Raw genomic sequence first — 18,970 nt, forward strand, 5'->3', positions numbered from 1 at the left:
TGATTATGACGTATTTGATTCGACAGGCCTCCGTGCTCGGTGGCGAACGCGCCGACGTGCTGATCAGTGACGGCAAGATCGCCGAGATCGGCACCATCACCGCGGCCGAAGGCGCCACGGTGATCGACGCCGCCGGCATGGTGCTGCTGCCGGGCCTCGTGGACCCGCACACCCACCTGCGCGAACCGGGCCGCGAAGACGCCGAAACGGTGGAGACCGGATCGAAGGCCGCCGCCAAGGGCGGCTACACCGCGGTGCACGCGATGGCCAACTCCACCCCGGTGGCCGATACCGCCGGCGTCGTGGAGCAGGTCTACGAACTGGGCCGCAAGGCCGGCTGGGTGGACGTCCGCCCGGTAGGTGCGGTCACCGTGGGCCTCGGCGGCGCGCAGCTGAGCGAAATCGGCGCGATGGCCGACTCGCGCGCCAAGGTGCGCATGTTCTCCGATGACGGCATCTGCGTCTCGGACCCGCTGCTGATGCGCCGCGCGCTGGAATACGTGAAGGCCTTCGACGGGGTGATCGCCCAGCACGCCCAGGAGCCACGGCTCACCGAGGGTGCGCAGATGAACGAGGGCGAGGTCTCCGCGGTGCTCGGCATGGCCGGCTGGCCGGCGGTGGCCGAAGAGTCGATCATCGCCCGCGACGTGCTGCTGGCCGAGCATGTCGGCGCGCGCCTGCACGTATGCCACATCTCCACCGCCGGCTCGGTGGAGATCATCCGCTGGGCCAAGGCCCGCGGCATCCAGGTCACCGCCGAGGTCACCCCGCACCACCTGCTGCTGACCGATGAGAAGGTCAAGACCTTCGACCCGGTGTTCAAGGTCAACCCGCCGCTGCGCCGCGAAGAGGACGTGCTGGCGCTGCGCGCCGGCGTCGCCGACGGCACCATCGACGTGATCGGCACCGACCACGCACCGCACCCCTCCGAGGCCAAGGACTGCGAATGGGGAGCCGCCGCGATGGGCATGACAGGGCTGGAAACCGCCCTGTCGATCGTGCAGCATACGCTGGTGGAGACCGGACAGCTTTCCTGGGCCGACGTCGCCCGGATCACTTCCGAGACCCCGGCGAAGATCGGCAGCCTGAGCGATCAGGGCCGTCCGATCGCCGTGGGGGAGCCGGCCAACCTGACCCTGGTCGATCCGGCAGCGCGCTGGATCGTCGACCCTTATGCAATGGCCACCAAGGGGCGCAACTCGCCGTTCGCCGGCATGGAACTGCCCGGGGCCGTGAACGCCACCTTCTACCACGGCCACGCCACGGTGCTCGATGGCGCGCTGGCCAGTCCGCGGGTTGCCAATGACTAGCGGCGAACTCACCTCGGCGCTGGTCACCATCGGGATCGTCGTACTGTTCTGTGCGCTGATCCTGATCGGCTGGCGCAATATGAAACGCCGGCAGTCCGGCATTCCGGCGCCCTACGCCGGGTTCGCGGACCGGCGCGAGCACAGCTTCGAGGGCATGTACGTGGCCACCACCCGGTTCGAGGACTGGCTTGACCGGATCGCCGTGCACCAGCTCGGGGTCCGCGCCAACGCCAGCCTGGAGCTCGGCGAGGCCGGCATCCACCTGATGCGCCCGGGCACCAGCGATGTGCACATTCCCTGGACCGCCTACGTGAAGGTGACCCGCTCCTCGGGCATGGTAGGAAAGTTCGTCGAAAAAGACGGGCTGATCGTGATCACATGGGTGAAGGATGATTTCACCTTCGACACCGGATTCCGTCCTCGCTACCACGAGGACACCGCCAAGATTTATCAGTTGCTGGCGTCGCACCAAGCCGACGCGGCCGAGCAGGAGACAAACTAAGTGAATTCCCTGAGCAACCTACCAGCAGTGTTGGTACTCGAAGATGGCCGCATCTTCCGTGGACGCAGCTACGGCGCCGTGGGCACGACCCTCGGCGAAGCAGTGTTCACCACCGGAATGACCGGGTACCAGGAAACCCTGACCGACCCGTCCTACGCGCACCAGATCGTCGTCCAGACCTTCCCGCACGTGGGCAACACCGGCGTGAACAGCGAAGACCCGGAGTCCAAGCGCATGTGGCCCTCGGGCTATGTGGTCCGCGACGCGGCCCGCCGTCCGAGCAACTGGCGCAGCGAGCGCACCCTGGACGAGGACCTGGTCGGCTACGGCATCGTGGGCATCCGCAACGTGGACACCCGGGCGCTGACCCGCCACCTGCGCGACGCGGGCGCCATGAAGTCCGGCATCTTCTCCGGCGAGGAGGCCAACCGCTCCGACGCGGAGCTCGTCGCGCTGGTCAAGGCGCAGCCGGCAATGGCCGGGCGGAACATCTCCGCGGAGGTCTCCGTGGACAAGGCCTACACCGTGGAACCTGCCGAGCACGGCTTCACCGGCGAACCGCTGCACACCGTCGCCGCCGTGGACCTGGGCATGAAGTCGATGACCCCGCGCCGCCTGGCCGAGCGCGGACTGCGCGTGCACGTGCTGCCGCACGATGCGACCTTGGAGGATATCAAGGCCACCGGCGCCACCGGCGTGTTCTTCTCCAACGGCCCCGGCGACCCGGCCACCGCCACCAAGCAGGTGGAATTGGTCCGCTCCGTGCTGGACGCCGGCATGCCGTACTTCGGCATCTGCTTCGGCAACCAGATCCTGGGCCGCGCGCTGGGCTTCGACACCTACAAGCTGCGCTTCGGGCACCGCGGGATCAACCAGCCGGTGATGGACAAAGCCACCGGGCGGGTGGAGATCACCAGCCAGAACCACGGCTTCGCCGTCGACGCGCCGCTGGAGGGAGCCGTCACCGCACCGGTGGCCCGCTTCGGCCAGGTGGAGGTCTCGCACTTCTCGCTGAACGACCGCGTGGTCGAGGGCCTGTCCTGCCTGGACATCCCGGCGTTCTCCGTGCAGTACCACCCGGAGGCAGCATCCGGCCCCCACGATGCCGCCTACCTATTCGACCGTTTCGTTTCCGCGATGAATTCCGCCGCAGATAAGGACAGCAAGTAATGCCTAAGCGCACCGATCTCAACTCAGTACTCGTCATCGGTTCGGGTCCGATCGTCATCGGCCAGGCGGCCGAATTCGACTACTCCGGCACCCAGGCCCTGCGCGTGCTCAAGGAGGAGGGCCTGCGGGTCATCCTGGTCAACTCCAACCCGGCCACCATCATGACCGACCCGGAATTCGCCGACGCCACCTACGTGGAGCCGATCACCCCGGAGGTCGTGGAGAAGATCATCGCCAAGGAGCGCCCGGACGCGATCCTTCCCACCCTGGGCGGCCAGACCGCGCTGAACACCGCCATCGCGCTGGACAAGTCCGGTGCCTTGGAGAAGTACAACGTCGAGCTGATCGGCGCGAATATCGAAGCCATCGAGCTGGGCGAGGACCGCGAGAAGTTCAAGGGCGTTGTCGAGCGCTGCGGCGCCGAGTCCGCCAAGTCGGTCATCGTGCACACCCTGGAGGAGGCCTTCGCCGCCGTCGAGATCCTGAACTACCCGGTGGTGGTGCGCCCTTCGTTCACCATGGGCGGGCTGGGCTCGGGCATGGCCTACAACGCCGAGGACCTGCGCCGCATCGCCGGCGCCGGGCTGCAGTACTCGCCGACCACCGAGGTGCTCCTGGAGGAGTCCATCCTGGGCTGGAAGGAATACGAGCTGGAGATGATGCGCGACAAGAACGACAACGTCGTGGTCGTCTGCTCCATCGAGAACTTCGATCCGGTCGGCGTGCACACCGGCGACTCGATCACCGTCGCCCCGGCGATGACGCTGACCGACCGCGAATACCAGAACCTGCGCGACATCTCCATCGCGGTCATCCGCGAGGTGGGCGTGGACACCGGCGGCTGCAACATCCAGTTCGCCATCGAGCCGGACACCGGCCGCGTGGTGGTCATCGAGATGAACCCGCGCGTCTCGCGTTCCTCCGCGCTGGCCTCCAAGGCCACCGGCTTCGCGATCGCCAAGATCGCCACCAAGCTGGCCGTGGGCTACACCCTGGATGAGATCCCGAACGACATCACGAAGAAGACCCCGGCCTCCTTCGAGCCGGCCCTGGACTACGTGGTCGTCAAGGTCCCGCGCTTCGCCTTCGAGAAGTTCCCGGCCGCCGACAAGACGCTGACCACCACGATGAAGTCCGTCGGCGAGGCGATGGCCCTGGGCCGCAACTTCACCGAGGCGCTGCAGAAGGCCCTGCGCTCGCTGGAGCAGAAGGGCTCCGAGCTGTCCTTCGAGCCGATCCCGGAAGCGGAGCACGAGGCCGTGCTGGCCTCGATCGTCAAGGGCTCGACCGAGCGCCTGTCGCTGGTCCAGCGCCTGCTGTTCTCCGGGGTATCCATCGAGCGCCTGTTCGAAACCACCGCCATCGATCCGTGGTACCTGGATCAGCTGGCGCTGATCAACGAGACCGCGCAGCTGATCGCCGCGAACAAGGACCTGTCCGAGGAGCTGCTGCGCGAGGCCAAGCGCCACGGCTTCTCCGACGCGCAGATCGCGGCCTTGACCGGCAAGTCCGAGGCGGTCATCCGCGGGATCCGCCACGCGCTGGGCGTGCGCCCGGTCTACAAGACCGTGGACACCTGCGCGGCCGAGTTCGAGGCGTTCACCCCGTACATGTACTCGACCTATGACGAGGAAACCGAGGTGCTCGCGCATCAGAAGCCTTCGGTGATCATCCTCGGCTCCGGGCCGAACCGCATCGGCCAGGGCATCGAATTCGACTACTCCTGCGTGCACGCGGTGATGGCATTGCGCGCCGCCGGGCACGACACCGTGATGATCAACTGCAACCCGGAAACCGTGTCCACCGACTACGACATCTCCGACCGCCTGTACTTCGAGCCGCTGACCCTGGAAGACGTGCTGGAAATCATCCACGCCGAGGAGCAGTCCGGCGGGGTACTCGGCGTCTTCGTGCAGCTGGGCGGGCAGACCCCGCTGAAGCTCGCCGCCGAGCTGAAGGCCGCCGGCGTGCCGATCCTGGGCACCTCCCCGGAGGCCATCGACCTGGCCGAGCACCGCGGCGCCTTCCAGCAGGTGCTGGACAACGCCGGGCTGATCGCCCCGAAGAACGGCACCGCGGTGTCCTTCTCCGATGCGAAGACCATCGCGGACTCCATCGGCTACCCGGTGCTGGTGCGCCCGAGCTACGTGCTCGGCGGACGCGGCATGGAAATCGTGTATGACGAGGCGCATCTGGAGCGCTACATCGCCAACGCCACCGAGATCACCGTGGACCACCCGGTGCTGGTGGACCGCTTCCTGGAAGACGCCATCGAGATCGACGTGGACGCCCTGTTCGACGGCACCGATCTGTACATCGGCGGCATCATGGAGCACATCGAAGAGGCCGGCATCCACTCCGGCGACTCTTCGTGCACCCTGCCTCCGATCACCTTGGGCCCGGATGTGCGCGACCGCGTGGCGGCAGCCACCCGGGCCATCGCCGAGGGCGTGGGCGTGCGCGGGCTGATCAACATCCAGTTCGCGCTGGCAAGCGACATCCTCTACGTGATCGAGGCGAACCCGCGTGCCTCGCGCACCGTGCCGTTCACCTCGAAGGCCACCGGCGTGCAGCTGGCCAAGGTCGCCGCCCTGATCGGCGTCGGGCACAGCATCGCCGAAATGCGCGGCACTTCGCTGCCGGCCACCGGCGACGGCACCCACCTGCCGGATTCGGCACCGATCGCGGTGAAGGAAGCGGTGCTTCCGTTCGCTCGCTTCCGCACCCCGGAGGGCAAGGTCGTCGACTCGCTGCTGGGCCCTGAGATGCGCTCCACCGGCGAGGTGATGGGCATCGACAAGTACTTCGACACCGCCTTCGCCAAGTCCCAGGCGGCGGCGAACAACCCGCTGCCTACCGGCGGCAAGGTCTTCGTCTCGGTCGCCAACCGCGACAAGCGCTCCATCGTGATCCCGGTCAAGCACCTGGCCGACATCGGGTTCGAGATCCTGTCCACCGGCGGCACCGCCGAGGTGCTGCGCCGCAACGGCATCCCGACCCAGGTGGTGGGCAAGGTCCACGAAGGCGGCGAGTCGATCGTGGACTTGATCAACGCCGGCCAGATCGGCCTGATCCTGAATACTCCGACGGGCTCCGAAGCCCGCGGGGACGGCTACGAGATCCGTGCCGCCGCCGTTTCGGTGGGCACCCCGATCATCACCACCGTGGCCGAGTTCGGCGCCTGCGTGCAGGCCATCGACGCGCTGCGCGAATACGAGTGGGACGTCACCAGCTTGCAGGAGCACGACAAGAACCTGCGCGGGGCCCGCAATGCCTAACTTCGGAACCCGCCTTCGGGCGGCGATGGAGGCCTCGGGGCCCCTGTGTGTGGGCATCGACCCGCACCCGGGGCTGCTCCGGGCGTGGGGGCTGGAGGACAGCGCCGCCGGAGTGCGATCTTTCTCACTGACCGTGGTGGAAGCCATGGCCGGGGCGGCCGCAATTCTCAAGCCGCAGGTCGCTTTATATGAGCGATTTGGCTCGGCCGGATTCGCCGCCCTGGAAGAAACTCTGCGCGCAGCAAAATCCGCGGGAATTTTAACCCTCGCGGATGCCAAGCGTGGCGACATCGGATCGACCATGGCAGCCTATGCGACCGCGTGGTTGGACGATGCCTCGCCACTGGCCAGCGACGCGGTGACGCTGAGCCCATACCTGGGCTACGAGTCCCTGCGCCCGGCCATAGACCTGGCCGCGCAGACCGGTCGCGGAGTGTTCGTCTTGGGGCTGACTTCGAACCCGGAGGGGCCCTCCGTGCAGCATGTAGGCGGGGAAAAGTCGGTTGCAAAATCGATTATTGACCAAGTCAGTGCCGAAAATGCGGATGCTGAAGATATGGGCCATGTGGGCCTGGTGGTCGGCGCAACGATCGGAGATGCCCCCAAGAAATTGGGCATCGACCTGAGTCTGACCAAGGCTCCCTTGCTCACCCCGGGTCTCGGCGCCCAAGGGGCTACAGCACAGGATATCGCCACCGCTTTCGCCGGCAGCTACCGCCAGGTGCTAGGCACGAGCAGCCGCGACATCCTCCAGGCGGGGCCTAGTGTAAACGCATTGCGCGCAAAAGCGTTGCAAGTACGCGATGAATTATTGGCCGCCGGCTAAATAAATAGCAGAATCGCGTTGTGGCTATTACAGTTTCTGGTAGCCACAACGCGATTACTCTTGCAAAAACCGCGTTTGATCGCTATGTTCACAACATAGCCATAGTCCACTACACATTAAGGATGGCTGAACGATGGTACTGCGAGAACTCTCAGACGAAGACCGCATCCGGGCTCGCGCCAAGGCATTGGCCGCCCGCACCCGCCGTGCGGAAATTAAAGCCCAGTTCAGTGCCGGCAAAATCTCCATCACGGAGGTACTAGACTTGGTATACGAAGATGAGGCTGTGGGACGCATGCGTGTCATGGACCTCTTGGAGTCGGTGCCGGGTGTCGGCGAAGTGCGCGCAGCGAATCTGCTGGAGCGTCTTGGCATTTCCCCTTCGCGTCGCTTGCGCGGATTGGGACGCAAGCAGCGCACGGCAATCACCGAACACTTCAAACAATCTCCGCCAAAAACGAAAGTGTAGTCAATGACCGCTGCGTCGGTAACCGTTCTAGCCGGCCCTACGGCCGTAGGCAAGGGCACCGTCTCTACCTACATCCGTGACAATTATCCTGATGTCTGGCTCTCGGTGTCGGCAACGACACGGGAGCCTCGGCCGGGGGAACAAGATGGAGTCCACTACTTCTTTGTGGGCCCGGAAAAGTTCCATCAGCTGGTGGACAACGACGACATGCTGGAATGGGCGGTGGTGCACGGGCGCAATAGCTACGGCACCATTCGCTCAACGGTTAATGACGCGGTGGCCAACGGCAAGAAAGTACTGCTGGAAATAGATTTGCAGGGCGCGAGGCAGGTTAAAGAGACGCTGCCCGATGCGAAGTTCGTCTTTTTGGCCCCGCCATCCTGGGACGAATTGGTGCGCCGGCTGATCGGGCGCGGTACCGAAACCGCCGAAGAGCAGCAGCGCCGGCTAGAAACCGCTAAACTGGAACTTGCGGCCGAATCGGAATTCGATGTAACCATCGTTAATGACGATGTTCCACGTGCCGCCGAAGAGCTTGTTGCCCTCATGGGGCTGAAGAATGACTAAAGGGAGTCCTGTGTCCAATCTAGAGGGAATCATTAACCCATCGATCGACTCGTTGCTTGAGACCAACGACTCGAAGTACGCGCTGGTGCTGAATTCGGCCAAGCGCGCACGCCAGATCAACGCTTACTACGCACAGCTGAACGAAGGCCTGTTCGAGTATGTTGGTCCATTGGTTGAGACCAAGTTGAATGAGAAGCCATTGACCATCGCACTTCGCGAACTGGACAATCAGCTGCTCAAGGTCTCGCGGGCCGAGGCCACCGAAGACTAATAGCAAAGATGGCGTCCCGAGCGGACGCCATCTTTTTCTTTAACCACCAGGTTATAAATCACCAAGGATGAACTGCGTGAAGCGTATCGTTTTGGGCGTCTCGGCCGGGATCGCCGCCTATAAGTCAGTGTTGTTGCTTCGCCTGCTGCGCGAGGCCGGACATCACGTGGACGTAATTCCCACCGAGAATGTGGCTAACTTCGTAGGCAACGCCACCTGGGAGGCCCTGTCCGGCAATCCGGTGACCTCCAATGTCTTCGACGCCGTCGAATCGGTGAACCACGTGCGCTTGGGCCAGCAGGCAGATCTGGTGCTCGTCGTCCCGGCTACCGCCGATATCATGGCCAAGGCCGCCGCCGGGATCGCCGATGATCTGTTGACCGGCACGCTGCTTGCCACGCGTGCCCCGGTGGTGATGGCCCCGGCCATGCATACCGAAATGTGGCAGCACCAGGCCACACGCGCAAATGTCGACACGCTGCGCGGCCGCGGAGTGAAGGTTATCGAACCGGCCAGCGGGCGCCTGACCGGCAAGGACACCGGCCCCGGAAGGCTTCCGGAGCCCGAAGAGATCTTCGCCGAGATCGCGCCATTGCTGAGCACCCCCATGCTGGCCGGACAGCGCGTCCTGATCACCGCCGGGGGCACCCGCGAGCCGCTGGACCCGGTGCGCTTCCTGGGCAACCGTTCCTCGGGACGCCAAGGCGTCGCTCTGGCGCAGGCCGCCCGTGATGCCGGTGCGCAGGTGACGCTGCTCGCGACGCACCTTGAGGTTCCGGCCCCGCATGGGGTCCGCCTGGTCCACGCCTCCAGCGCACTGGAACTGCGTGCGGCCGTTTTTGCCGAAGCGCCGGGAAACGATGTGCTGATCATGAACGCGGCCGTCGCCGACTTCCGACCGGCTTCCATCGAGAATTCGAAGATCAAGAAACGCGACGAGCACTCCGCCCCGGTGATCACCCTGGTGCGCAATCCGGACATCCTGGCCGAGGTGGTCCAGGCGCGTTCGGCGGACGCCACCCTGCCCGGGTTGATCGTTGGCTTCGCCGCCGAGACGGGCGATGAGCACGGCAGCGTGCTGGACTACGGCCGTTCCAAGCTCGAACGCAAGGGCTGCGAAATGCTGGTGGTCAACGAGGTCGGCGCGCAGCTGACCTTCGGGGAGGACACCAATAGCGTTCAGGTGCTTTTCGCCTCGCAGGCGCCCAGCGTGCAGGCCCAGGGAAGCAAGCTGGACGTGGCACGGGTCGTCATAGAGCAGATCGCCGACGCAATAATCGGACATTCACGCGTCACAAAGTGAGCCGCGCCATATAGCGCTTGGTCACGTAACGTCGCAACTAAAAGCAATCGGTCGGTCAGACCAGATAGAGTAAAAAGGTGACTTCAACTAGCCCCGAACTTCGTCTTTTCACCTCGGAATCCGTCACCGAGGGACACCCGGACAAGATTTGCGACCAGATCTCGGATGCAATCCTCGACGCCATGCTGGCGCAGGATCCGAACTCCAAGGTTGCGGTCGAAACGCTGACCACCACCGGACTGGTGCATGTGGCCGGTGAGGTAACCACCAACGGTTATGTCGAGATCCCCGAGATCGTGCGCAGCACCATCCTGGATATCGGCTATGACTCCTCGGCCAACGGCTTCGACGGCGCCCGCTGCGGCGTGTCGGTCTCCATCGGCCAGCAGTCCCAGGAAATCCACGACGGCGTGTTCAACTCGCTGGAATCCCGCGAGGGTACCGCCGAGGGGCCGCGCGACCTGCAGGGCGCCGGCGACCAGGGCCTGATGTTCGGCTACGCCTCGGATGAAACCGATTCGCTGATGCCCACCCCGATCTTCCTCGCTCACCGCCTCTCCGAGCGGTTGACCCAGGTGCGCAAGAACGGACGCATGCCGTTGCTGCGCCCGGACGGCAAAACCCAGGTGACCATCGGCTACGACGGGGACACCCCGGTCTCGGTGGATACCGTGGTGGTTTCCAGCCAGCACGCCGCCGAGTACGAGCTGGAGACGCTGAAGGCCGATCTCGCCGAAGAGGTGGTTGCGCCGATTCTGGAGCGCGTGGACCTGGATACCTCGAACGTGAAAATCATTCTGAACCCTTCGGGCCCGTTCGTCATCGGCGGTCCGGTGGGTGATGCCGGGTTGACCGGCCGCAAGATCATCGTGGACACCTACGGTGGTTTCGCCCGCCACGGCGGTGGCGCGTTCTCCGGCAAGGACCCTTCGAAGGTTGACCGTTCGGCGGCCTACGCGATGCGCTGGGTAGCCAAGAACGTCGTCGCAGCAGGCCTGGCCCGCCGCGCCGAGGTGCAGGTGGCCTACGCCATCGGCGTGGCGCGTCCGGTGGGACTCTATGTGGAGACCTTCGGCAGCGAAACGGTTGACCCGGCCAAGATAACCCACGCCATCAACGAGATCTTCGACCTGCGCCCGCTGGGCATTATCGAAGACCTGGACCTCTTGCGTCCGATCTACCGCAAGACCGCCGCGCACGGCCACTTCGGCCGCGACGACAACGATTTCACCTGGGAGCGTCTGGACCGCGTGGACGCGTTGCGCAACTGGTTCAACGCCTAGGAACCAGGTGCAGCAGGATGCCCTGATCTCAGCACCCGAGCCGGCCCGTATCAAACGGGTTGCCCGGGTGCTGATTGATTCTTCGGTCCCGCACCTGGACCGGCTCTTCGACTATGAGGTGCCGCCCTCGATGGTTCAAGGCGCGAGAGTGGGTGCGCGCGTCAAGGTGCCCTTCGGCCCGCAGCAGCTGCCTGGGTTCATCACCGAAATCCTCGAAGACCATCCCTCGCCGATCAAGCTGAAGGCGCTGGCGAAACTAGTCAGCGACCAGGTTGTATTGCACCGTCCGGTCTTCGAGGTCGCCGAGCTGGTGGCCAACCGCTATGCCGGCACCGTGTGGGATGTGGTGCGCCTTGCGGTGCCGCCGCGCGCGGCGAAGGTGGAGAAAGAAGAGCTGCTCGACCAGCTGCCCACCCTGCCCGAATCACCGAATCAGCTAGAGCACTACGAGCAGGGCGCCCAAGCGCTGCAAGCCTGGGCCAATGGGGACACGTTGCGGGCGGTGGCCACCTGGGTGCCGAACTTCTTTGGCTCCTGGCCAGGATTCCTGCTGGATGCCTGCCGCCCGGTGCTGTCGCGCAAGGAACGGGTCCTGCTCCTGGTGCCCGATGCCAGCGATCTGGAACGCCTAGCCGAGCATCTGGACGAGCACTATGGCAAGGATTGCTATGCGCGCTTGCAGGCCGATGACGGGCCGACTCCGCGCTACCGGAATTTCTTGCGCGCCATCGGCGGCCACGTGCACATCGTGATCGGCACGCGTTCGGCGGCCCAATGCCACGTGCCGGATCTTGGGCTGATCGTGCTGTGGCAGGATTCGGACCAATCCCATCGCGAGCAACGCGCGCCCTACCAGCATGCGCGCGAGGTGGCGCTGCTGCGCAGCACACACGGAAACTGCTCGTTGCTGATCGCCTCGCCATCACGTTCGGTGGAGGCCCAACGCCTGGTCGCTACCGGCTGGGCCATCGAGTTGAAGACGCCGCGTGAGATTTTACGCGCACACACCGCCCGCGTGGTGGCGACCACCAACGATTTTGAACTGGAACGAGATCCGGTGCTGGCCCGGGCCCGAATCCCGTCCCTTGCCTGGCGGGAGGCCACCAAGGCCCTGGAAACCGGCCCGGTGCTGGTCCAGGTGGCCCGCACCGGGTTCATGCCCGCCCTGGCCTGCCAGGACTGCCGCACGCTCGCGCGCTGCCCGCAATGCCAAGGTCCGCTGCAGCTGGGCGGCTCCGGTCATCATGTGGCCTGCAAATGGTGCGGAGAGCAGTATCGCGAGTACCGGTGCGCAGAGTGCAGCTCTCCGCGCATCCGCGCCGCCAGCATCGGCGCCGACCGCACCGCCGACGAGTTGGGCCTCGCCTTCCCGAAGGTGCCGGTGATTTCCTCCACCGGTGCGAAGCCGGTGCGCCGGCTCAGCGGCAAGCCGGCGCTTGTCGTCGCCACTCCGGGGGTCGAACCCTTCGCGGAAGCCGGATACCGTGCGGTGCTCCTCTTGGACGCCGACAAGATGATGGCCCATGACTCCTTGCGCAACACCGAAGAGGTGCTCAGCCGGTGGTTCACCGCAGCCTCTCTGGCCAGCAGCTCCGGGGTCGTGGTGCTCACCGGAACGCCCAGCCCGGCCGGGGCCGCGCTGGTCAGGTACGACCCGGCGAGCTTTGCCGAACGGGAGCTGGGGGAGCGGCGTGAACTTGGCCTGCCCCCAGCGGTGCGCAGCGCCGTGATCTCCGGCCCCGGGGCCGAACGGTTGATCGCCGCACTGGACCCGGCAATGCGCGAACGGCTTCAAATCCATGGGCCGACCATTATCGACGGGCCACCGATCGAACACCGTTATGTGGTCTTCTACTCCTACGCCGAGGGAGCGGCAGTGACCTCGGCGCTGCGCGCCCTGCGCGCGCGGATGTCCGCGGCCAAGGACCCGGTGGTCAATATCGCTGTGGATCCCGACGAGGTGCTCTGATCCCCGTTTAGGCGTCGATCCGATCCAGGAATGTGGTGATCGCCGCGGCGGTCTCGGGTGCTTTTTCGTAGTGGATCAGGTGGCCGACGTCTTCGAGCATCACCAGTTCGGCGTGCGCGAAGCTCGCCCGCAGGGTTTCCTGGGTTTGCGCGGTGCCCAGCTCATCGAGCATGCCGCCAACCAGCAAGGCCGGGATGCCGATTGTCCCGGCGTACCCGCCCACCGTGCAGCTGATCGATGCTTGGTAGGACTGGGCCAGGGTGTCGCGTGAATGGAAACCGCCGAAGTAGGCGCGGTGTTGCTCGCGCACGTACGCACGCATTGCCGGATCCTTGCTTTTGGTCATGACCAGGCTCATCGCGTCGGAGAAGAGCTTCGAGCGGAGCACCGCCTCGCCAAGGGCCGCGGGGAGTTTGGCGCACAGCGTGTAGTAGCAGCCGGTGAGCTTGGCGATGAAGGCTTGGGAGGATTCGAGGGCCAACTCGGAAATGGGATTGAGCAGCAGCAGGGCGGAGAAGCCGCGCTGCGTGGCGAGTTTGGCGGCGACCAGCGAGCCGAAGGAATGCCCGAGCAAGATGCTGTGCGCCGGCAGGTGAAGTTCGTCGGCCAGGTCGTTGAGCGCCAGGGCATAGCCGTCGACGTCGTGAGCCAGCTGCATCGAGGTGGATGCGCCGAACCCCGGCAGGTCCGGCACGATGATCGTATATTGCGGCAGCTGCTCGATGATCCGGGTCAGTCCGTGATGATCCCCGCGGAATCCATGGATCGCAAAGATGACCCCGGCGCTGCTTGCGGTGCTGGCCGGATAGCTGAAGACCCTGGTGCTCGAGCCGTGCAGGGCGTGGGTGGTAACCAATTCGGTGCGTGGGCTCATAGCTTAAAGCCTACCCGTCCAAGAGGGCCATCGCGGTGCCCTCGTCTATGACCAGTTCGGTGATCAGCCCGCCATTGAGTGCGCCGCGAACGGCGTTGATCTTGCCTCGGCCGGCCACCACGCAGAAGCGCCGTGGCACCTGGCGCAGCGCGGCGAGGGTGGGGCCGGTAGCGCGGGCATTGATCTCGATTTTTGCGTCATTTCCATGCTTGTCGAAGAACACGGTGGCCACGTCGCCCACCACACCCTTCTCTCGCAATTGCCGTGTTTCGGCCTCGCTCAGGTAGCCACCGCGGTACACCTGGGAGGCGAGTTTTGAGTCGGCCGCGCCGAGCGAGAAGACCGCCAGGTTCATTTCCTCCTGAATATTCAGCACGCGTCGCACGGAAGTTTCCTGCCACATCGCTTCCCGCGTGCTGGCCTTGTCGAAGAAGGCCGGGACCGGGAACTGTTCGGTGCGCGCGGTGAAGGCCTGGCCGAAGCGGGTGAGGATTTCGCTTGCATAGCGCACACCGCTGGATACCGGGTTGGCGGCCCCATTCAATTGGACGACCACCGAATCATGGGTGGGATGGCTGTTCAAGGCGGCGGAAACCGCTTGCATGGTTTGCCCCCATGCCACGCCAATGGTCATCGATGAGGAGACCATGGTGCCCAAGTGGTAGGCGGCATGCGCCGACACGCGTTGGAGGAGTTCGGTATCGTCCATCGAGCCGTCGGTAGGCACCAAATGCACGCTGATCCCGTATTGCTCGGCGAGCTGGTTGCCGAGCAGCGCGGACATATTTGCGGAAGGGTTGATCTTCACCGACACCATACCGGTGCGTTTGGCATGAGCGAGCAGGCGGGAGACCGTGGAGCGTGAAACCCCGAGTTCACGGGCGATTACCTCCATCTTGATGTCCTGCAGGTAATACAGCTGGGCCGCCCGCAACGCATCCTTCGCTTTGGGGCTGGCTTGCACGGATGTGCCAGGATTTGGCAGTTTGTACGGACCGGAGCTGGGGGATATCTGCATCAATGGGACCTTTTCTGCACGTTTGTGCATTTCGTTTGACCGTTTCGTTCCATGGTGACCAGACTAACTGTTGACACGTACCAATCGTCAATAAAGGGGCATGTAATCGTGAATCGGGACCAGCTAGAGCAACTTCGTGCACGGCCAAAGGCGCGCGTGCTCGTTGTCGGCGGCGGCATCAATGGCGTAGCAACTTTCCGCTACCTGGCGATGCAGGGAATCGATGTGGCGCTGGTGGAACGCGGGGACTACTGCCAAGGCGCCTCGGGTGCCAGCTCGCATATGATCCACGGTGGCATCCGCTACCTGGAGAACGGAGAGTTCCGTCTGGTCCACGAATCGGTCCAGGAACGCAACTCCCTGTTGGAGATCGCCCCGCACTATGTGAAACCGCTGCAGACCACGATTCCGATCTTCTCCACCTTCTCCGGCATGCTCAGCGCTCCAATGCGCTTCTTGAGCCACAAGTCGGGAAAGCCCACCGAACGAGGTGCGGCGCTGATCAAGGCCGGCCTGATCATGTATGACGTCTTCGCCGGCATCGGCGGACGCAATACCCCATGGCATAACTTCAAGGGAGCCAAGGCCGCCCGCAAGGACCTGCCCGCATTGCGCGACGATGTGAAGTACACCGCCACCTACTTCGACGCCTCGGTGCATAACCCCGAGCGGCTCACCCTGGACGTCTTGCGCGACGGACTGAAGGCCAGCGACCAAGCGCGCGCCTCGAACTACGTGGAGCTTGCCGGCGTTGAATCGGGAACCGCGAAATTGCGCGATGTGCTCAGCGGCGCGGAATTTGATTTCGACGCCGAGGTCATCATCAATGCCACCGGCGCCTGGGTTGACCTGACCAACGCGGAGCTTGGCAAGGAAACCAAATGGACCGGCGGCACCAAGGGCTCGCACATCGTGCTGGACCACCCGGAACTGCTTGCCGCCACCGGCGGGCGTGAGATCTTCTTCGAAAACGAAGACGGCCGCATCGTGCTGATTTACCCGATGCTCGGCCGCGTCCTGGTGGGCACCACCGACCTGGAACACGATATGCGTGATCCTGCGGTGTGCACCGAGGCGGAAGTGGACTACTTCTTCGACCTGATCCAACAGGTCTTCCCGCGGATCGAGGTGGCCAAGGAAGATATCGTCTACAAGTTCTCCGGCGTGCGTCCGCTGCCAAACCACGACGATACCGCTCCGGGCTTCGTTTCGCGCGATTACCAGGTGAAGGAAACCCGCCTGACCGATAGCACTACGATGCTTTCGCTGATCGGCGGCAAATGGACCACCTTCCGCGCGCTGGCCGAGAACCTCGGGGGCAAGGCGTTGGATTTCCTGGGCGAAAGCGCGAAGGTCAGCACCGAAGGTGTGGCCATCGGCGGAGGCAAGAACTTCCCGAAGAACGACGGCGAACTTGCCGCCTGGTATGCCGCCCGCGAGCAGCGTGCGCCGCATTCACGCCTGCGCGTGTTGCTCGAGCGCTACGGCACCGGGGCCGACAGCGTGCTGGAGCAGCTCGGCCAGCACGAGCAGCTCCTGGAGCACAGCAGCGAACTGTCCGTTGAAGAACTTGCCTACTTAGCCGAGCATGAGCAGGTCGGTCGCCTGATTGACGTGTTCATCCGGCGCACCAACCTCGCCTTCCGCGGGCTGGTCACCAAAAGTTTGGTCATCGAGGTCGCCTCGCACCTCGTGACGCCAATGGGCTGGGATCAGTCCCAGACCGAAGCCGAGATCGACCATTCGCTCTCGGTACTTGCAGATAGCCATGGGGTCATCCTCGCGTAACCTGCACCGGCCGGCGGCAGGTTGCCGTCGGCCTACGAAATCACTAAGAGGTCAATGTTGTCCACTCACGTGTTTCTTGCCGAATTAGCCGGCACATTCATTCTCCTACTCATGGGCGGCGGTGTCTGCGCCAACGTCGCGTTGAAAGGCACCCTCGGTAGCGCCGCCGGATGGCTTGCCATCAGCTTCGGCTGGGGTCTAGGCGTCTATTGCGGTGTCTGGATCGCCGGTATTTCAGGTGCTCACCTGAACCCTGCGGTGACCCTGGGCTTGATGATCAACCCAGATATCACCGAATACGCACCGGGCGTCGCCATCACCTTCGCCAACACCATGCTCTATTTCCTGGCGCAGCTCGTTGGTGCCTTCCTTGGCGCCGTTGGCGTCTGGCTGGCCTACAAAAAGCACCTCGATGACAAGCAGAACGCCGGCAGCCAGCTTGGCGTCTTCGCCACCGGTCCGGCGATCCGCTCCTATGGCTGGAACGTCGTCACCGAGGTATTCGGCACGTTTGTGCTCGTCTTCGTCATCGCCGGTCTGGGAAAGACCCCGCACCAGCTCGGCCCGCTAGCGGTCGCACTGCTCGTGGTGGCCATCGGCCTGTCCCTCGGCGGAGCTACCGGCTACGCCATCAACCCGACCCGTGACCTCGGTCCGCGACTGGCACACGCTATCCTTCCTATCAAGGGCAAGGGTTCTTCCGACTGGGCCTACTCCTGGGTGCCCATCACCGGTCCGGTCATTGGTGGTCTACTTGGCGGCGTCGCTGCCGGCTTCCTGTTCTAGAAAGAGAGATGTGAATCATGAGTGAAAAATATGTCATCGCCATTGACCAGGGAACGACCAGTTCCCGAGCCATCGTCTTCGATCATGCAGGCGAGGTTGTCTCGGTAGGCCAGCTGGAGCACGAACAGATTTTCCCGGCCGCTGGTTGGGTTGAGCACGACGCAGCGGAAATCTGGAACAACACCCGAGAAGTCATCGGCCAAGCCCTGTCCAAGCAAAACCTGACCCGCCACGACATCGAAGTTGTCGGCATCACCAACCAGCGCGAAACCGCCGTGGTCTGGGACAAGAACACCGGCAAGCCGGTGTACAACGCGATCGTCTGGCAAGACACCCGCACCCAGGACATCGTCGACGAGTTGGCCAAGGACGGGGGAGTCGACCGCTACAAGGACCGCGTCGGCCTGCCACTGGCCACGTATTTCTCCGGAACCAAGATCAAGTGGATCCTGGACAACGTCGAAGGCGCTCGGGAGCGTGCCGAAGCCGGCGACCTGATCTTCGGCACCACTGATACGTGGGTGCTGTGGAACCTGACCGGCGGCGTGGACGGCGGCGTGCACGTCACCGACGTGACCAACGCTTCGCGCACCCTGTTCATGGATCTGAAGACGCTGACCTGGGATGAGCAGATCCTGGCGGACTTCGGTGTGCCAGCTTCGATGATGCCCGAGATTCGCTCTTCCTCAGAGGTGTATGGCACCGTGGCCGGCAATCAGCTGCTGCGCGAAGTACCCGTGGCCGGCATCCTGGGCGACCAGCAGGCAGCCACCTTCGGCCAGGCCGCTTTCACCGCCGGTACCGCGAAGAACACTTACGGCACCGGTTGCTTCTTGATCTTCAACACCGGCACCGAGATCGTGCATTCCTCTAACGGTTTGCTCACCACCATGGCCTACAAGCTGGGCGATGCCGCTCCGGTCTATGCCTTGGAAGGCTCGATCGCCGTGGCCGGTTCGCTGGTGCAGTGGTTGCGTGACAATATCGGCATGATCGCCACGGCTCCCGAGATTGAAGAGCTGGCGGCCAAGGTGGAGGACAACGGCGGGGTCTACATCGTCCCGGCGTTCTCGGGCCTGTTCGCCCCGTATTGGCGTGCCGAGGCTCGTGGCGCCATTGTGGGCCTGACCCGCTTCGCGAACAAGAACCATATTGCCCGCGCGGCGCTGGAGGCCACCGCCTTCCAGACCCGCGAGGTGCTTGATGCGGTCAACGCCGACGCCGAGGTGCCTCTGACCGAGCTGAAGGTTGACGGTGGCATGGTTGCCAACGAGAGCCTGATGCAGTTCCAGGCGGACATCCTAGGTGTCCCGGTGGTCCGTCCAAAGGTTACCGAAACCACTGCATTGGGCGCCGCATATGCCGCAGGCCTGGCCGTGGGCTTCTGGAAGGGCCTGGGCGAGCTGGAAACCAACTGGTCCGAGGACAAGCGTTGGGAACCGGCCATGGGTGAAGAAGAGCGCGAGCGCAGCCTGCGCCTTTGGAAGAAGGCAGTGACTCGCACCTTCGATTGGGTGGATGAGGACACGAAGGCCTAACTCGGCCTCGCCGCCCTC

General features: G+C 64.2%; 16 protein-coding genes. 14 read left to right on the forward strand and 2 right to left on the reverse strand.

The window, feature by feature from the left end; translation table 11 throughout:
- The first annotated feature begins 5 nt into the window (after positions 1-5).
- From CQ015_RS00530 to CQ015_RS00580, 11 genes are all read left to right on the forward strand, one after another.
- Complete coding sequence (locus CQ015_RS00530; RefSeq protein ID WP_105649111.1) at positions 6-1,310, forward strand: dihydroorotase; 1,305 nt, start codon at positions 6-8, stop codon at positions 1,308-1,310.
- Positions 1,303-1,812 (forward strand): hypothetical protein, encoded by a 510-nt coding sequence (locus CQ015_RS00535; RefSeq protein ID WP_105649112.1) that lies wholly within the window; start codon positions 1,303-1,305, stop codon positions 1,810-1,812. The genes CQ015_RS00530 and CQ015_RS00535 overlap by 8 nt, the downstream gene beginning before the upstream one ends.
- Positions 1,813-2,982 carry a glutamine-hydrolyzing carbamoyl-phosphate synthase small subunit gene (gene carA / locus CQ015_RS00540; protein WP_105649113.1) on the forward strand — a complete coding sequence of 390 codons (1,170 nt, stop codon included), beginning with the start codon at positions 1,813-1,815 and terminating at the stop codon, positions 2,980-2,982.
- Positions 2,982-6,260, forward strand: coding sequence for a carbamoyl-phosphate synthase large subunit (gene carB / locus CQ015_RS00545; RefSeq protein WP_105649114.1), 3,279 nt, complete (start codon positions 2,982-2,984; stop codon positions 6,258-6,260). Before carA ends, carB begins: the two co-directional genes overlap by 1 nt.
- Entirely contained in the window at positions 6,253-7,086 is an 834-nt protein-coding gene (gene pyrF / locus CQ015_RS00550; protein WP_096284774.1) for an orotidine-5'-phosphate decarboxylase, read from the forward strand. Before carB ends, pyrF begins: the two co-directional genes overlap by 8 nt.
- Positions 7,087-7,219: 133 nt before the next feature.
- The gene (gene mihF, locus CQ015_RS00555; protein ID WP_047119171.1) at positions 7,220-7,555 is read left to right on the forward strand and encodes an integration host factor, actinobacterial type; all 336 of its coding nucleotides are present in this window, start codon (positions 7,220-7,222) and stop codon (positions 7,553-7,555) included.
- Between the two features lie 3 nt (positions 7,556-7,558).
- Positions 7,559-8,122 (forward strand): guanylate kinase, encoded by a 564-nt coding sequence (gene gmk, locus CQ015_RS00560; RefSeq protein WP_096284772.1) that lies wholly within the window; start codon positions 7,559-7,561, stop codon positions 8,120-8,122.
- Entirely contained in the window at positions 8,115-8,393 is a 279-nt protein-coding gene (rpoZ, locus tag CQ015_RS00565) for a DNA-directed RNA polymerase subunit omega (RefSeq protein WP_096284770.1), read from the forward strand. Before gmk ends, rpoZ begins: the two co-directional genes overlap by 8 nt.
- Before the next feature lie 67 nt (positions 8,394-8,460).
- Positions 8,461-9,696, forward strand: coding sequence for a bifunctional phosphopantothenoylcysteine decarboxylase/phosphopantothenate--cysteine ligase CoaBC (gene coaBC, locus CQ015_RS00570; RefSeq protein ID WP_105649115.1), 1,236 nt, complete (start codon positions 8,461-8,463; stop codon positions 9,694-9,696).
- 77 nt (positions 9,697-9,773) lie between these two features.
- A complete protein-coding gene (gene metK / locus CQ015_RS00575) occupies positions 9,774-10,979 on the forward strand; it encodes a methionine adenosyltransferase (RefSeq protein ID WP_096284766.1) in 1,206 nt (401 codons plus the stop codon).
- A 7-nt stretch (positions 10,980-10,986) separates the two neighbouring features.
- Entirely contained in the window at positions 10,987-12,948 is a 1,962-nt protein-coding gene (locus CQ015_RS00580) for a primosomal protein PriA (RefSeq protein WP_105649116.1), read from the forward strand.
- Positions 12,949-12,955: 7 nt separating this feature from the next.
- Here the strand turns inward: CQ015_RS00580 and CQ015_RS00585 are convergent, their stop codons facing one another.
- Entirely contained in the window at positions 12,956-13,822 is an 867-nt protein-coding gene (locus tag CQ015_RS00585) for an alpha/beta fold hydrolase (RefSeq protein ID WP_105649117.1), read from the reverse strand.
- A 10-nt stretch (positions 13,823-13,832) separates the two neighbouring features.
- On the reverse strand, positions 13,833-14,870 hold the full coding sequence (locus CQ015_RS00590) for a sugar-binding transcriptional regulator (RefSeq protein ID WP_255248381.1): 1,038 nt from the start codon (positions 14,868-14,870) through the stop codon (positions 13,833-13,835).
- Between the two features lie 78 nt (positions 14,871-14,948).
- Between CQ015_RS00590 and CQ015_RS00595 the strand changes: the two genes are divergently transcribed.
- The 3 genes from CQ015_RS00595 to glpK are packed head-to-tail and all read left to right on the forward strand — an operon-like array spanning position 14,949 to position 18,952.
- Positions 14,949-16,628 (forward strand): glycerol-3-phosphate dehydrogenase/oxidase, encoded by a 1,680-nt coding sequence (locus tag CQ015_RS00595; protein WP_255248380.1) that lies wholly within the window; start codon positions 14,949-14,951, stop codon positions 16,626-16,628.
- Between the two features lie 54 nt (positions 16,629-16,682).
- A complete protein-coding gene (locus tag CQ015_RS00600) occupies positions 16,683-17,414 on the forward strand; it encodes an MIP/aquaporin family protein (RefSeq protein ID WP_096284758.1) in 732 nt (243 codons plus the stop codon).
- A 17-nt stretch (positions 17,415-17,431) separates the two neighbouring features.
- Positions 17,432-18,952, forward strand: coding sequence for a glycerol kinase GlpK (gene glpK / locus CQ015_RS00605; RefSeq protein ID WP_096284756.1), 1,521 nt, complete (start codon positions 17,432-17,434; stop codon positions 18,950-18,952).
- Positions 18,953-18,970 lie beyond the last annotated feature (18 nt).

Origin of the sequence: Arthrobacter sp. MYb221 (assembly GCF_002979835.1) — a bacterium.
Lineage (GTDB): Bacteria > Actinomycetota > Actinomycetes > Actinomycetales > Micrococcaceae > Glutamicibacter.

Excerpts from the sequence above, each read along its gene's own strand:
- glpK (WP_096284756.1), top strand. The coding sequence starts at position 17,432 with ATGAGTGAAAAATATGTCATCGCCATTGACCAGGGAACGACCAGTTCC.
- coaBC (WP_105649115.1), top strand. The coding sequence starts at position 8,461 with ATGAACTGCGTGAAGCGTATCGTTTTGGGCGTCTCGGCCGGGATCGCC.
- CQ015_RS00590 (WP_255248381.1), bottom strand. The coding sequence starts at position 14,870 with ATGCACAAACGTGCAGAAAAGGTCCCATTGATGCAGATATCCCCCAGC.
- pyrF (WP_096284774.1), top strand. The coding sequence starts at position 6,253 with ATGCCTAACTTCGGAACCCGCCTTCGGGCGGCGATGGAGGCCTCGGGG.
- gmk (WP_096284772.1), top strand. The coding sequence starts at position 7,559 with ATGACCGCTGCGTCGGTAACCGTTCTAGCCGGCCCTACGGCCGTAGGC.
- mihF (WP_047119171.1), top strand. The coding sequence starts at position 7,220 with ATGGTACTGCGAGAACTCTCAGACGAAGACCGCATCCGGGCTCGCGCC.
- CQ015_RS00530 (WP_105649111.1), top strand. The coding sequence starts at position 6 with ATGACGTATTTGATTCGACAGGCCTCCGTGCTCGGTGGCGAACGCGCC.
- CQ015_RS00585 (WP_105649117.1), bottom strand. The coding sequence starts at position 13,822 with ATGAGCCCACGCACCGAATTGGTTACCACCCACGCCCTGCACGGCTCG.
- carB (WP_105649114.1), top strand. The coding sequence starts at position 2,982 with ATGCCTAAGCGCACCGATCTCAACTCAGTACTCGTCATCGGTTCGGGT.
- CQ015_RS00535 (WP_105649112.1), top strand. The coding sequence starts at position 1,303 with ATGACTAGCGGCGAACTCACCTCGGCGCTGGTCACCATCGGGATCGTC.
- CQ015_RS00600 (WP_096284758.1), top strand. The coding sequence starts at position 16,683 with ATGTTGTCCACTCACGTGTTTCTTGCCGAATTAGCCGGCACATTCATT.
- rpoZ (WP_096284770.1), top strand. The coding sequence starts at position 8,115 with ATGACTAAAGGGAGTCCTGTGTCCAATCTAGAGGGAATCATTAACCCA.